At 36.3% G+C, this 14,172-nt stretch carries 9 protein-coding genes; 2 read left to right on the forward strand and 7 right to left on the reverse strand.

Annotated features, from left to right (window positions below):
• Positions 1–158: 158 nt before the first annotated feature.
• Positions 159–1,613, reverse strand: a complete 1,455-nt coding sequence (locus B0A67_RS14990) for a glutamate synthase subunit beta (protein WP_072956752.1) — start codon at positions 1,611–1,613, stop codon at positions 159–161.
• 184 nt (positions 1,614–1,797) lie between these two features.
• A complete protein-coding gene (gene gltB / locus B0A67_RS14995; protein WP_072956749.1) occupies positions 1,798–6,315 on the reverse strand; it encodes a glutamate synthase large subunit in 4,518 nt (1,505 codons plus the stop codon).
• A gap of 415 nt (positions 6,316–6,730) precedes the next feature.
• On the opposite strand from gltB, the gene sucC reads away from it, so the two are divergent.
• Positions 6,731–7,924, forward strand: coding sequence for an ADP-forming succinate--CoA ligase subunit beta (gene sucC / locus B0A67_RS15000; protein ID WP_072956880.1), 1,194 nt, complete (start codon positions 6,731–6,733; stop codon positions 7,922–7,924).
• Positions 7,925–8,130: 206 nt separating this feature from the next.
• Here the strand turns inward: sucC and B0A67_RS15005 are convergent, their stop codons facing one another.
• The 4 genes from B0A67_RS15005 to B0A67_RS15020 all read right to left on the reverse strand — a co-directional run bounded on the left by B0A67_RS15005 (position 8,131) and on the right by B0A67_RS15020 (position 11,693).
• The gene (locus tag B0A67_RS15005) at positions 8,131–8,595 is read right to left on the reverse strand and encodes a DUF1456 family protein (RefSeq protein WP_072956877.1); all 465 of its coding nucleotides are present in this window, start codon (positions 8,593–8,595) and stop codon (positions 8,131–8,133) included.
• A 223-nt stretch (positions 8,596–8,818) separates the two neighbouring features.
• The gene (locus B0A67_RS15010) at positions 8,819–9,850 is read right to left on the reverse strand and encodes an aminotransferase class I/II-fold pyridoxal phosphate-dependent enzyme (RefSeq protein ID WP_072956745.1); all 1,032 of its coding nucleotides are present in this window, start codon (positions 9,848–9,850) and stop codon (positions 8,819–8,821) included.
• A gap of 5 nt (positions 9,851–9,855) precedes the next feature.
• Positions 9,856–10,866, reverse strand: a complete 1,011-nt coding sequence (locus B0A67_RS15015; protein ID WP_072956874.1) for a dipeptide epimerase — start codon at positions 10,864–10,866, stop codon at positions 9,856–9,858.
• Positions 10,867–10,892: 26 nt separating this feature from the next.
• Positions 10,893–11,693 (reverse strand): alpha/beta hydrolase, encoded by an 801-nt coding sequence (locus tag B0A67_RS15020; protein ID WP_072956742.1) that lies wholly within the window; start codon positions 11,691–11,693, stop codon positions 10,893–10,895.
• 56 nt (positions 11,694–11,749) lie between these two features.
• Between B0A67_RS15020 and B0A67_RS15025 the strand changes: the two genes are divergently transcribed.
• Positions 11,750–12,151 carry an excinuclease ABC subunit B gene (locus tag B0A67_RS15025; RefSeq protein ID WP_072956738.1) on the forward strand — a complete coding sequence of 134 codons (402 nt, stop codon included), beginning with the start codon at positions 11,750–11,752 and terminating at the stop codon, positions 12,149–12,151.
• Here B0A67_RS15025 and uvrB read toward each other — a convergent pair.
• Positions 12,148–14,139 (reverse strand): excinuclease ABC subunit UvrB, encoded by a 1,992-nt coding sequence (gene uvrB, locus B0A67_RS15030; protein WP_072956735.1) that lies wholly within the window; start codon positions 14,137–14,139, stop codon positions 12,148–12,150. The two genes, B0A67_RS15025 and uvrB, sit on opposite strands and share 4 nt — an antisense overlap.
• Positions 14,140–14,172 lie beyond the last annotated feature (33 nt).

A 14,172-nucleotide genomic window follows, 5' to 3' on the forward strand; every position in this document is an offset into this window, starting at 1 on the left:
AAAAAAACAAAACCCCTGAATGTAAATTCAAGGGTTTGTTAGTAGTTATGTTGTTTATCGGAATAAAGACTTTATAGTTTTAATCTTTAAGTTCTTAAGATTATAAGTTAGAAAGAAACCTTAGTTCCTCAGTACCTTAGCAACTTAGAACCTCAAAACTATAGACTCGGTAAGTCTCCGTTTCCTTTGGTTGGCAAGTTAGTAGAGCCCATTAAGAACAAATCTACTTCTCTTGCTGCTTCGCGACCTTCTGAAATAGCCCATACGATTAACGATTGTCCTCTTCGCATATCTCCGGCAGTGAAAATATGAGGTACATTCGTTTGATAATTTTTTGCCTTATAGTTGCTTCTCATGTCTAATTCAAGACCCAATTGCTCGCTTAAAGTTTTTTCCGGACCTGTAAATCCTAAAGCCAATAAAGCCAAATCACATGGCCAGATTTTCTCTGAACCTTCTTTTTCGATCAATTCAGGACGCTGACCCGGAGTCATTTTCCATTGTACCTCAACGGTTTTTAATCCAACTAATTCTCCTTTTTCGTTAGATAAGAATTCTTTAGTATTGATTAACCAGTTTCTGTCACAGCCTTCTTCGTGAGAAGATGACGTTTTCAACTGTAACGGCCAGAAAGGCCATGGCGTAGATTCACTTCTTCCAACCGGTGGTTTTGGTAAAATCTCAAAGTTAGTTACTGATTTTGCTCCGTGACGGTTTGATGTTCCAACACAGTCAGAACCTGTATCACCACCACCAATTACGATAACATCTTTTCCAGTCGCTTTTACCTGATCCGGAATTGATTCTCCGTATAACACTTTAGTTTGTTGTGTTAAGAAATCCATTGCCTGAACAACGCCTTTGCTTTCGATTCCTTTAGTTGGTAAACTTCTTCTTTCAGTTGCTCCACCGCATAATACGATAGAATCGAAAGCATTTAGTTCTTCAACGCTAAAGTTTACTCCAACATTCACGTTTGTTTTAAAAGTGATTCCTTCCGCTTCAAGGATTAATACACGTCTGTCGATGATTCCTTTTTCTAATTTGAAGTTTGGAATTCCGTAACGCAATAAACCTCCAATAGCATTGTCTCTTTCAAAAACAGTTACCGTGTGACCGGCTCTGTTTAATTGTTGAGCCGCTGCCAAACCTGCAGGACCGGAACCAATAACGGCTACCGTTTTGCCTGTTCTGGTTTTTGGCGCTTGTGGTTTGATCCAGCCTTCAGCAAAACCTCTTTCGATGATGTTTTTCTCTATGTTTTCGATCGCAACAGGTTCTTTGATGATCCCTAATACACATGATTTCTCACATGGAGCAGGGCATAAGCGGCCTGTAAATTCAGGAAAGTTGTTGGTAGACTGCAAAATATTTAATGCGCTCTGCCATTCTTCCTGATGTACCATGTCGTTGAAGTCAGGAATTAAATTTCCTAACGGACAAGCACTGTGGCAAAAAGGAATCCCACAATCCATGCATCTTGAACCTTGTTCTTTTATTTTATCTTTTGCTAACGGAATAGTAAATTCGCTGTAGTTCGAAACACGTTCTGCAACTGCTAAATTACTTTCGTCGGCTCTGTTATATTCTTTAAATCCGCCTATTTTACCCATGACATTTTTAATTAAAGTAAAGGTTTAAAATTCCAATCTTTTAAAATTCCAAATTCTAATTTTTTTTAACCGCAAAGAACACAAGGTTTTTGTTTTTGCTTTTTTGAGTGTTTTAAGTCCGCAAAGCTTTGAGGTTAGTTTCAATCTAAAATCTGAACTCTAAAATCTAAAATTCTAAAATCATTTATCCAGCTATTAATTCTTCTATTTTTTTCTCTTCTGCAATTCGCTGTAATGCTTTTTTGTAATCAGTTGGCATTACTTTTACGAAATGGTTTTGTTCATTTTCCCAGTCTGCTAAAATTCTTTTTGCTAATGGGCTGTTGGTGTACAAAGAGTGATTTTTGATTAGTTTTCTCAATTTCGTCACATCTTCTTCTTCGATAGGATCAAAAGCAACCATTTCCATGTTGCATAATGTTGCATCAAATTGTTGTTTAGGATCGTAAACATAAGCAACACCACCGCTCATACCCGCTGCGAAGTTTCTTCCTGTTTTTCCTAAAACAACCACTGTACCACCAGTCATGTATTCGCATCCGTGATCTCCAATTCCTTCAACAACCGCAGTTGCTCCGGAGTTTCTCACACAAAAACGCTCACCGGCCATTCCATTAATATACGCCTCTCCGGTAATAGCTCCGTAAAGGGCAACGTTACCAATAATGATGTTTTCTTCAGGTTTGAAAGTTGCAGTAGGAGGGACTTTGATAATCAATTTTCCTCCGGACAATCCTTTTCCTAAGTAATCATTACAGTTTCCGTGAATTTTAAACGACAATCCGTTTGTTGCAAAAGCACCAAAACTTTGTCCGGCAGAACCTTCAAAATCAACTAAAATAGTGTCTTCAGGTAAACCTTGTGCGCCATATATTTTTGAGATTTCATTACTCAAAATAGCACCTACAGAACGGTCTGTATTTTTAATTTTAAATGTAACTCTTGTTTTTTCTTTTCTATAAATAGAAGGAATTGCTTCTTTGATAATTTCAAAATCCAATACGTTATCTAAAGCGTGATCTTGCTCAGTTGTGTTGTGATTTGGAACCGTCTTAGCTTTTTCAGGTTTGTATAAAATTGATGATAAATCTAAACCATTGGCTTTGTAATGTTTGATCGCTTTGTTCACATTTAATTTTTGTGACTGACCTACCATTTCTTTTAAAGTTCTGAAACCTAACTGCGCCATAATTTCTCTTAACTCTTCAGCAATAAAATACATGAAGTTGATGACGTGCTCCGGAGTTCCTTTGAAATTTTTTCTCAATTCAGGATCCTGAGTGGCAATACCAACAGGGCAAGTATTCAGGTGACAGGCTCTCATCATGATACATCCTGAAGCCACAAGCGGTGCAGTAGCAAAACCAAATTCTTCAGCTCCTAACAATGCAGCGATAGCTACGTCACGACCCGTTTTCAATTGTCCGTCACATTCAAGAACCACACGGCTTCTTAAATCATTCAAGATCAAAGTTTGTTGTGCTTCAGCTAAACCAAGTTCCCAGGGAATACCTGTGTGCTGTAACGATGTCAATGGTGCAGCACCAGTTCCTCCATCATAACCTGAAATCAGGATCACGTCAGCTTTTGCTTTGGCAACACCGGCAGCGATTGTTCCAACTCCAACTTCAGAAACTAATTTTACGTTGACACGTGCTTCACGATTGGCATTTTTCAAGTCGAAAATCAACTGAGATAAATCCTCAATAGAGTAAATATCGTGGTGTGGCGGAGGCGAAATCAAACCTACATAAGGCGTAGAGTTTCTTGTTTCAGCGATCCAAGGCACTACTTTTTCTCCAGGTAACTGTCCACCTTCACCAGGTTTTGCCCCTTGAGCCATTTTAATCTGGATTTCTTTAGCGTTGGTCAAATAGTTGATCGAAACACCAAAACGTCCTGATGCAACTTGTTTGATAGCACTGTTTCTGGAATCTCCGTTAATTTCTTTCTGGAAACGTTTAGGATCTTCTCCACCTTCTCCAGAGTTACTTTTTCCGCCAATTCTGTTCATTGCAATTGCTAAATTCTCGTGTGCTTCTCTACTGATAGATCCGTAAGACATCGCACCCGTTTTGAATTTTTTCACAATTTCGGTCCATGGTTCTACTTCGTCAATAGAAATTGGATCTAAATTGTTGAATTCGAATAAACCTCTAATCGTCATTAAGTTTGAGCTTTGCTCATTGACCATGTCTGAGTATTCTTTATAGCTTTCAGGACTGTTCAGACGAACGGCCTGTTGTAATTTTGAAATCGTTGTCGGGTTAAACATGTGTTTTTCTCCGCCACGTCTCCATCTGTAAATACCTCCAATTTCTAAAGACAATAAACCTGCGATTTTAGAATTTGGAAATGCTTTCTGAAAACGTTTCTTCACTTCTTTTTCTACTTCCATCAAACCAATTCCTTCGATTCTTGAAGGTGTAAATGGGAAGTATTTATTAGTGAAAGTTTTGTTTAAACCTAAAATCTCGAAAATCTGGGCAGCTCTGTACGAATGTAAAGTCGAGATACCAATTTTGTTCATGATTTTAAGGATGCCTTTTGCAATCGCTTTGTTGTAATTTACAATGGCATAATCCGCTTTTACTCCTGTAATGAATCCCTGGTTTACCTGATCGTGAATGATCTCGTTTACCATATAAGGGTTGATGGCACTTGCGCCGTATCCAAACAATAAAGCAAAATGATGTGGCTCACGTGGTTCAGCAGATTCGATGATGATTCCGAATTTAGAACGAACCTGTAAAATGTTTAACGAGTGGTGAATGTAAGAACAAGCCAATAACATTGGTATTGGAGCCAATTCTTCGCTAACTCCTCTGTCTGATAAAATGATGATGTTACATCCTTCAGAAACCGCTTTAAAAGTAGCCTGAACACATTTTTCAAGCGCTCTTTCTAAACCGTTAACTCCTTTTTCTATTTTATATAAAGTAGAAATAGTAGCCGATTTAAAATCTGCATGATCAATGTTTCTGATTTTATCTAAATCTTCATTTGAGATAACCGGATTCTGGATTTTTAATTTTTTACATTGTTTTGATTCAATTTCAAAAATATTAAAATCTCCACCAATTGCTAAACTGATATCAGTAATGATTTCTTCACGAATACCATCCAAAGGCGGGTTGGTAACCTGAGCAAATAATTGTTTGAAATAGTTGTATAACAATTGAGGCTGTTCTGATAAAACTGCCAACGGCGTATCGTTACCCATAGAGCTAATGGCTTCTGCGCCCTGAGCTCCCATTGGGTTAATGATTGTTTTTAGGTCTTCGATAGTATAACCAAATAATTTTTGTCTTGTCAGGAAATCAAGTTTCTCAACAGGAGTAGGATTATTGGTATACGGTATTTTAGATAATTGTAACAAGTTTTCATCGATCCATTCCTGGTAAGGACGTTTTGTTACAATTGCTTTTTTAATTTCTTCATCTTCGATAATACGACCTTCGTTCATGTCTACAAGGAACATTTTCCCTGGCTCTAAACGACCGTGTTGTACTACATCTTCCGGCTCAACATCAAGTACACCAATTTCTGATGACATGATTACAAAACCGCTTTTTGTTAAAGTGTAACGAGAAGGACGCAATCCGTTACGGTCTAATAACGCACCAATTACGTTACCATCTGTAAACGGAATAGAAGCAGGACCATCCCAAGGTTCCATGATACAAGAGTTGAATTCGTAGAACGCTCTTTTCTCCGGAGACATTGTCTGGTGTTTTTCCCAGGCTTCAGGAACCACCATCATCATCGCTTCCGGTAATGAACGGCCTGTCATTAATAAAAGTTCTACCACCATATCCATAGAAGCAGAATCTGATTTTCCTTCTAGGATGATTGGGAATAACTTTTTGATATCATTTCCGAAAATTTTGCTTTCCATCAGCTCTTCACGAGCACGCATACGGCTAACGTTTCCGCGAAGTGTATTGATTTCACCATTATGACACATGTATCTGAATGGCTGTGCTAATTCCCATGAAGGGAAAGTATTAGTAGAGAAACGTTGGTGCACTAACGCCAGACGAGTCACTAAATCGGGATCTTTTAAGTCAACATAATAACGGCTGATGTCTTCCGGCATCAATAAACCTTTATATATTATGGTAGTTGTCGATAAACTAGAGAAATAAAACATGTGGCTTTCAGAGGTTTTAGATCCTCTTACGGCATGTTCAGCAATTTTTCTAGCTGCAAAAAGTTTTGCATTAAATTCGTTTTCAGTTAAATCCTGACCGTTTTTGCTAACAAAAACCTGTTTAACTGTTGGTTCTTTTTCTGCGGCAATCTGCCCTAAATTTTCGACTTCAACAGGTACATCTCTCCATCCCAATACTTTTAAGTTTTGATCCTTAATAGTCGATTCGAAAGCGTTGATACAAAAAGAAACCTGGTTTTTGCTTTTTGGTAAAAAAACCATTCCTACTGCATACTCACGTGTTTCAGGGATTTCAAAGTCACATACTTTTTTAAAGAAAGCGTGTGGGATATCGAATAAAATTCCAGCTCCGTCTCCAGTTCTTCCATCAGAACTAACGGCACCACGATGTTCCAATTTTATTAAGATATCCAATGCTTTGTGAATAATATCATTTGATTTAATACCATTCAAATTACAAATAAATCCTGCACCACAATTGTCGTGTTCAAATTCAGGCAAATAAAGCCCTTGTTCTTTAACTTTCATTCTTGATATTTTTTCTACAAAAATAAAGATTTCGTTAAATATAATGTATTGGAATTGTAATTTGACTTACATTTTTATTGTAATACTAGAAAAACGCTTCTTAATTGATAATAATATTATATTAACCATTGCGAATTGATAAAATGACAACGGCCGTTAAAATATATTAAGAAAAATCGCCGTAAGCCTAATAATTACAGTAATGTATTTGTTAAATATCAAACGTTTTAGTGGTTTTCCGTTAATATTAACAAATTGTTTTGTTAACTATTTCTTCGCATTGAAAAAGAATAAACGTTTTGTAAATATCTCATATGTTTTTTAATTGAAAAAGATTTTACTATTAAGTTGAATTTTGCTACTTTTGTCGCACTTTTATTCTGAAATAAATTCAGAACCAGACAAATTCTATATTATGAACATACACGAATATCAAGGAAAAGAAATTTTAGCAAGTTACGGAGTACGCATTCAACGCGGAATTGTGGCTAACAATGCAGTCGAAGCTGTGGCTGCTGCAAAACAATTAACTGCCGAGACTGGTACAGGATGGCACGTAATAAAAGCACAAATTCACGCAGGTGGTCGTGGAAAAGGTGGTGGAGTTAAGTTAGCAAAAAACTTGCAACAAGTGGAAGAAATTGCTGGACAAATCATCGGAATGCAATTGATTACACCTCAGACTTCTGCAGAAGGTAAAAAAGTAAACAAAATATTAGTTGCAGAAGATGTTTACTATCCTGGTGAAAGTGAAACTTCTGAATTTTATGTTTCTGTTTTATTGAATAGAGCTACTGGTCGTAACATGATTATGTATTCTACTGAAGGTGGAATGGATATTGAAGAAGTTGCTGAGCACACTCCTCATTTAATTTTTACTGAAGAAGTTGATCCTTCTGTTGGATTACAAGGTTTTCAGGCAAGAAGAATTGCCTTTAACTTAGGTCTTTCTGGAAATGCTTTCAAAGAAATGGTGAAATTTATCGATGCATTATACAATGCTTACATTGGTTCTGATGCTTCTATGTTTGAAATCAACCCGGTTTTGAAAACTTCAGATAATAAAATTATGGCTGTAGATGCTAAAGTAAATATCGATGATAATGCTTTATACAGACAACCAAAATATGCTGAGATGAGAGACATCCGTGAGGAGAATCCAATCGAAGTTGAAGCTAAAGAAGTAGGTTTGAACTATGTAGATCTTGACGGTACTGTAGGATGTATGGTAAACGGAGCAGGTCTTGCAATGGCAACTATGGATTTAATTAAATACGCTGGATTTGAGCCTGCTAACTTCTTAGACGTTGGTGGAACTGCTGATGCAAAACGTGTTGAAACTGCTTTTAGAATTATCTTAAAAGATCCTAATGTAAAAGCTATTTTGATCAATATTTTTGGTGGAATCGTTCGTTGTGACCGTGTGGCGCAAGGAGTTGTTGACGCTTACAGAAATATGGGTGATGCTATTAAAGTGCCAATCATCGTTCGTTTGCAAGGAACAAATGCTGAAATTGCAAAAGAATTAATTGACAATTCAGGTATGCCAATCTTATCAGCTGTTCAGTTTCAGGAAGCTGCTGACCAGGTTAAAGCTGCACTTTCTTAATCAAATAAGAAATCAATTATATAGAAAATCCCTTCGATCATCGGAGGGATTTTTTTTGGAGCAATAATTTAACCGGAATTCCGATAGCTATCGGAAGCAAGGATTTTTAATTATAGAATCTATATAAACGCAAAGTTCGCAAAGCTATATTTGATAAAGCTTTGCGAACTTTGCGTAATTCTTACCGCTCTTTGCGGTTAAAAAGCTTATTTCTTATTTTTCCCGTTTTTGTACACTACTTTTTCTACTACCTGTACTTTAGGAGCAGACTTAGTGTTGTTTTTCTTGAAAGGTTTTTTAGCGGCAGGTCCTGATTTAGAAGGAGCTTTATCGCCTCTTCCTTTTTCAGCATCTTTTGCACTGGCTTTAAATTCAGGTCTTTCTTTGGTAGTGTCTTTCTTTGGAATTTCCGCTTTATGTTTTGCTAAAACATCATTTGGGTTTTTCGGGTTTTCTTTCGTTCCTCTTAAATGAATTACCAATCCGTTTAAGAAATTACGCAAAACCTGGTCACCACATTCCATGTAGTTTTCATGATCCTCGGCTCTAAAAAAAGCACCCAATTCAGATTTTGTAATTCTAAAATCTACTAATTCTAAAATTTCAACTATTTGGTCGTCACGGAGCATCAAAGCCACGCGAAGTTTTTTTAGGATATCGTTGTTCGTCATTTTTTGTTTTTTTGTTTCAAGTTTCAAGTTCTCGCAATCTTTGCCTGAACAACAAACTATGCATTTATTTTTTACAAAGGTACGTTTTAAAACTAATTTGATTACAATTTTAGTTTAAGAACTAGAAGTGCTTTTACTGTTTTTTCGCCAGGAATTCACGAATTGTTATTAATCGCATCAATTTTAAAATTTAATTCGTGAATTCGTGGCTAATTTTTTTATTTTAATTTATGGAATTATATTCGTTTATAATGCTTATTAATTTGTCTAAATCTTCAGAAAGATGATTAGCTGTAACTACAATTCTGTTTAGATTATTCGCATTTTCCTGATATTTAAAATTGGCAATAATGATTTTATTGGCTTTTAATACATCAATCAGGTTATCATTTTTTAAATAAATTAAGGGATAAGTTTTGTCAAATTTGATCGTATGATTTTTGATTAACTTTCGATCAATATAATTCAGATTTTCTAATAATTTTTGATGTTGACTTTTATAAAGAGCAGCTGCATCAGCTAAAGTCTGAACAAAAGCAGGATTCATTCCTGCAGCAGAAATAAAAATATCCTGTTCTTTTATTTGATTGATAAAAGAAGTATCACTTGCAATTACGCCGCCGTTTAAACCAAAAGCTTTTCCTAAAGACGAAATCATGATTTTTCGTTTCACCGGAAGATCGATTTCAGAATAAATTCCACAGCCATTTTCGCCTAAAATTCCAAACGAATGCGATTCATCGATAACCAAAGTAATCTCTTTATGATCTGGAATTGCTGCTAAAACTGATAAATCAATTGCACGGGTTTGAAAAGACGGAACACCATCAGCGAGAATTGTAATTCTTTCGGGTTGAGGATCCAGTAATTTGGGATTTATTTTATCGTTTATAAAAACCGGTAAACTATTGGTTTTGATGGCTGTATGAATGTGTGAAAAATGGAAAAATCCATCTGTATTTTTATTCAATACATCAATAACTAATTTTCCGGCGAGCATTCCGGACGAAACCGTAACGGCGCTTTCTGCCTTTATATGTTTGGCTAAAAAAGTCTCACCATTTTCATAAGCCGTTAGTTTGATATTGGCACTTCTGGAACTTCCGTATGTCGTTCCCCATTTTCGTATGTTTTGGATTACCACTTCCTGAAAATCATTATTTGTTGGCAATCCCAAATAAGCCGTTCCGCCAAAATACAAGTATTGTTCTTTGTCGATTTCGATAATTCTGTCCGGAAACTGATTGACATTCATAAGATTTAAATTAAGGTAACTCCGGTTCCGTTAAGCTCAGAATAATGAATTACACCATTTTTTATCGTTACGCCCGTTGCAATATCTTCGGCTAAAAGTAATGCTCCATCCATATCAACATAATCCAATTGAGGCAATAAATGGGCAATGGCAGAAATTCCCACAGTCGATTCGGTCATACAGCCCACCATGGTTTTTAATCCCAATGTTTTTGCTTCTTCAATCATGCGTTTGCCTGGAGTTAATCCGCCGCATTTGACCAGCTTTACATTTACACCATGAAAATGGTTGAAACATTTGGCAACATCTTCTTCGATAATACAGCTTTCATCTGCAATTACAGGTAAAACCGAATGTTTAAAAACTTCCTTGTGGGCTTCCCAATTATCTGCTTTCATTGGCTGTTCCAGAAATTCGACGCCAAGTTTTTTTAGTTCAATGGCATTGTTTATTGTTTCCTCAACACCCCAACCGCAATTGGCATCAATTCTAAAAATGGCATTAGTATGTTTTCTGAGTTCCTTTACAATCGCAATATCTTCTTTGGTTCCTAGTTTGATTTTATAAATAGGCCACGGAAGTTCCTGCATTTTCGAAACCATTTTTTCTATAGAAGCAATCCCAATGGTATAATCTGTAAGCGGATTATTTTCGATCGTATAGTTCCATAATTCGTATAGTTTTTTGCCTTTCATGCGCGCATATAAATCATTATAAGCTAAGTCTAAAGCGCACAAAGCAAACATATCGTCTTTTAGATACGGATAGATTTTGGCCCAGAAAACTTCAGGAGTTTCATTTTCTGTCCTTTCAATAATGGTTCTGATTTTTTCTAAATCCTGCATCATCATTGGAACGGTTGTTTTGTAATACGGATTCGAAGTGGCTTCTCCAAAACCCGAGAAACCCTCACTTTTGAGTTCGACAATAAGTGAAGGCTGAAAATCAATAGATTCTCTGGAAATCGTAAAAGTATGTTTTAATTTGAGATTGTATTCTCTTAAAATAAGTTCCATAATATATTCAATTGAAATGTATTTTTTTAATAACCCAGCCAAAGAACTGCTTTTGCAAAACCATCCCGCCAGAGTTTCTCGTTATGTTCGCCGCCTTTTACAATTTTAGATTTGGTAAGATGCAAACAATAACACCGTTTAGTGTCTAATAAACGTTCCATTTTGGTCATGTCTTTTACCATATCATCGCTTTCTTTATCTCCGCATAAAAAGTAAATTTTGGTTTTGATTTTTTTGGTTTTTTCTGTCAGCGTATAGATGTCATTCGAAAACCAGAAAGAAGGCGAAAAAACGCCTGCTTTGCCAAATGTTTCGGGATATTTTAGAATGGTATAATAGGACAGCAATCCGCCAAGCGAACTTCCCATAATGATGGTATTTTTAGCTTTTGGTTTGGTTCTGTAATGGTTGTCGATATATGGTTTTAATGTTTTTACAATAAAATCAAGATAATTATCGGCATTTCCGCCACCATATTTTTCATTTTTAAATGGTGTTAATTCATCTGTTCGTTTTTCATTTCCGTGTTCGATTCCTACCACAATTACGGGAGCTTTCAGACTATCCAGTTTTTCATCGACATTCCATTCTCCGGAATAAGCGGTTTTAGAATCGAATAAATTCTGAGCATCATGCATATAAATCACGCTGTATCTTTTGGCTGAAGCCGAATAACCGTCAGGAAGATAAATCCAGATTTTTTTAGTGGTTTTTAATTGAGGTGCTTCAAGAGTAAAAGTAGATACATTTTTTGAAGCAGTACTTTTTTGTGCACTTGCAATAGAAGTGATCCATAACAATACAAAAAAGAAGAGTCTTCTAATCATGAGTTCAGTTGCGTTTTAGATTTAAAAACAATATTTTAGCTAAAAATAATAAATTGATGAATACCGAAACAGAAAAGAGAAGTTTACTTTTAGAAATGATTGCTTTTTCTACCGTTGATGGGCAATTGCATAGAAGAGAGTATGATTTTTTGTGGCTGGTCGCTCAGGAATTGAATATTGATTTAGCTGTTTTTAATGATTTATTTCATCAGGAACATTCTATTCAGATTATAAAGTCTGAGTTTCAAAGAATTCAGCAATTTTACAGACTGGCTTTGATCATGTATTGCGATGGTATTTTGCATGAAAAAGAAGCGAAAGCCATACAACAAATAGCAATAGAGATGGGGTTGAACCCCAATGCAACCAAACGCGTTTTAGATTTAATGAAAAACGCACCAAATGCTATTATTGATCCTAATGTTTTATTGAAGGTCTTTCAGGAACAACACAATTAAGCCAATTGTTCCTGTAGTTTTTTGATATCGTCACGCAACTTCGCTGCTTGTAAAAAGTCTAATTCTTTGGCCGCTTTCTCCATTGATTTACGTTTTTCACGGATCATTTTCTCTAATTCTGCTTTCGATAAATACGCCGTTTCCGGTTCTGCAGCAACAGATAATGTATGACCCAATTCGTATTCTACCAAAGGATTTTTGGTAAAGGCGCTATCAATCTTTTTATTCAAAGCCTGTGGCGTAATGCCGTGCTCTGTATTATAATTGATCTGTTTGGTTCTACGATATTCTGTTTCGTCTATGGTTCTCTGCATACTTGCCGTAACTTTATCCGCGTACAAAATTGCTTTTCCATTCAGGTTTCTTGCCGCACGGCCAATAGTTTGTGTTAAAGATCTGTGATTACGAAGAAAACCTTCTTTATCAGCATCTAAAATCGCAACCAGTGAAACCTCCGGTAAATCAAGGCCTTCACGAAGTAAGTTCACTCCAATCAAAACATCAAAAATACCTTTTCGTAAATCCTGCATAATTTCGATACGTTCCAGCGTATCTACTTCAGAATGTATATAACGACAACGAATGTTTACTTTGGTTAAGTATTTGGCCAGTTCTTCGGCCATTCTTTTCGTCAGCGTAGTCACTAAAACTCTTTCGTCTAATTCGCAGCGTACCTGAATTTCTTCGATCAGATCATCGATTTGATTCAAACTTGGTCTTACTTCGATGACAGGATCTAATAGTCCGGTTGGGCGAATAATTTGTTCTACATAAACACCATCTGTTTTTTGTAATTCGTAATCTGCCGGTGTTGCAGATACGTAAATTACCTGATTTTGTATGGCCTCAAACTCTTCAAATTTCAAAGGTCTGTTGTCCATTGCAGCAGGTAAACGAAAACCGTATTCTACCAGATTCTCTTTACGGCTTCTGTCGCCTCCGTACATGGCGTGAACCTGAGAAACGGTTACGTGACTTTCGTCTACAATCATTAAATAATCACTCGGGAAATAATCTAATAAACAGAACGGTCTTGTTCCGGCTTGTCTTCCGTCAAGGTATCTTGAATAATTTTCGATTCCGGAGCAATAACCTAATTCCCGAATCATTTCTAAGTCGAAATTGGTACGTTCTTCTAAACGTTTTGCTTCTAAGTGTTTTCCTATTTCTTTAAAATAATCGACTTGTTTCACCAAATCCTGCTGAATTTCCCAAATGGCACCTTGCAGTACATCCGGAGAAGTCACAAACATATTAGCGGGATAAATAGTAAGTCTTTTGAATTTTTCGATCACTTGTGAAGTCTTCACATCAAAGGATTCTATTTCTTCGATTTCGTCACCAAAAAAGTGAATTCTGTAGGCATCATCGGCATAACTTGGATATACTTCGACTGTATCGCCTTTAATTCTAAAAGTTCCCGGATTAAAATCGGCCTCGGTTCTGGCGTATAAACTCTGAACCAGACTGTGAAGTAATTTAGTCCTCGAAATAACCTGATCTGTGCTTATTTCAATTACATTTTTCTTAAATTCAACCGGATTCCCAATACCATATAAACACGAAACAGAAGCGACAACCAAAACGTCCCGACGTCCTGAAAGAAGGGAAGAAGTGGTGCTTAAACGCATCTTTTCGAGCTCTTCGTTAATAGATAAATCTTTTTCGATAAAAACCCCTGTTACAGGCATAAAAGCTTCGGGTTGGTAATAATCATAGTAAGAAACGAAATATTCTACCGCATTATTTGGAAAGAATTGTTTGAATTCAGAATATAATTGCGCTGCCAAAGTTTTATTATGGGCCAATACTATCGTTGGTCTTTGCACTTCCTGAATAACATTGGCTACCGTAAATGTTTTTCCGGATCCGGTAACGCCTAATAATGTCTGGTATTTTTCGCCATCGATCACACCTTGTGAAAGTTTTTCGATCGCTTGCGGCTGATCACCTTTTGGACTATACTCTGAGGATACTTGAAAATTCATTTTTGGATGATGAAAAGATTAGTTTTGTAAAGA

Origin of the sequence: Flavobacterium aquidurense, assembly GCF_002217195.1 — a bacterium.
Lineage (GTDB): Bacteria > Bacteroidota > Bacteroidia > Flavobacteriales > Flavobacteriaceae > Flavobacterium > Flavobacterium frigidimaris.

What these genes read in the sequence shown, in the direction of transcription:
- B0A67_RS14990 (WP_072956752.1), bottom strand. Translation starts at nt 1,613, where the DNA reads ATGGGTAAAATAGGCGGATTTAAAGAATATAACAGAGCCGACGAAAGT.
- gltB (WP_072956749.1), bottom strand. Translation starts at nt 6,315, where the DNA reads ATGAAAGTTAAAGAACAAGGGCTTTATTTGCCTGAATTTGAACACGAC.
- sucC (WP_072956880.1), top strand. Translation starts at nt 6,731, where the DNA reads ATGAACATACACGAATATCAAGGAAAAGAAATTTTAGCAAGTTACGGA.
- B0A67_RS15005 (WP_072956877.1), bottom strand. Translation starts at nt 8,595, where the DNA reads ATGACGAACAACGATATCCTAAAAAAACTTCGCGTGGCTTTGATGCTC.
- B0A67_RS15010 (WP_072956745.1), bottom strand. Translation starts at nt 9,850, where the DNA reads ATGAATGTCAATCAGTTTCCGGACAGAATTATCGAAATCGACAAAGAA.
- B0A67_RS15015 (WP_072956874.1), bottom strand. Translation starts at nt 10,866, where the DNA reads ATGGAACTTATTTTAAGAGAATACAATCTCAAATTAAAACATACTTTT.
- B0A67_RS15020 (WP_072956742.1), bottom strand. Translation starts at nt 11,693, where the DNA reads ATGATTAGAAGACTCTTCTTTTTTGTATTGTTATGGATCACTTCTATT.
- B0A67_RS15025 (WP_072956738.1), top strand. Translation starts at nt 11,750, where the DNA reads ATGAATACCGAAACAGAAAAGAGAAGTTTACTTTTAGAAATGATTGCT.
- uvrB (WP_072956735.1), bottom strand. Translation starts at nt 14,139, where the DNA reads ATGAATTTTCAAGTATCCTCAGAGTATAGTCCAAAAGGTGATCAGCCG.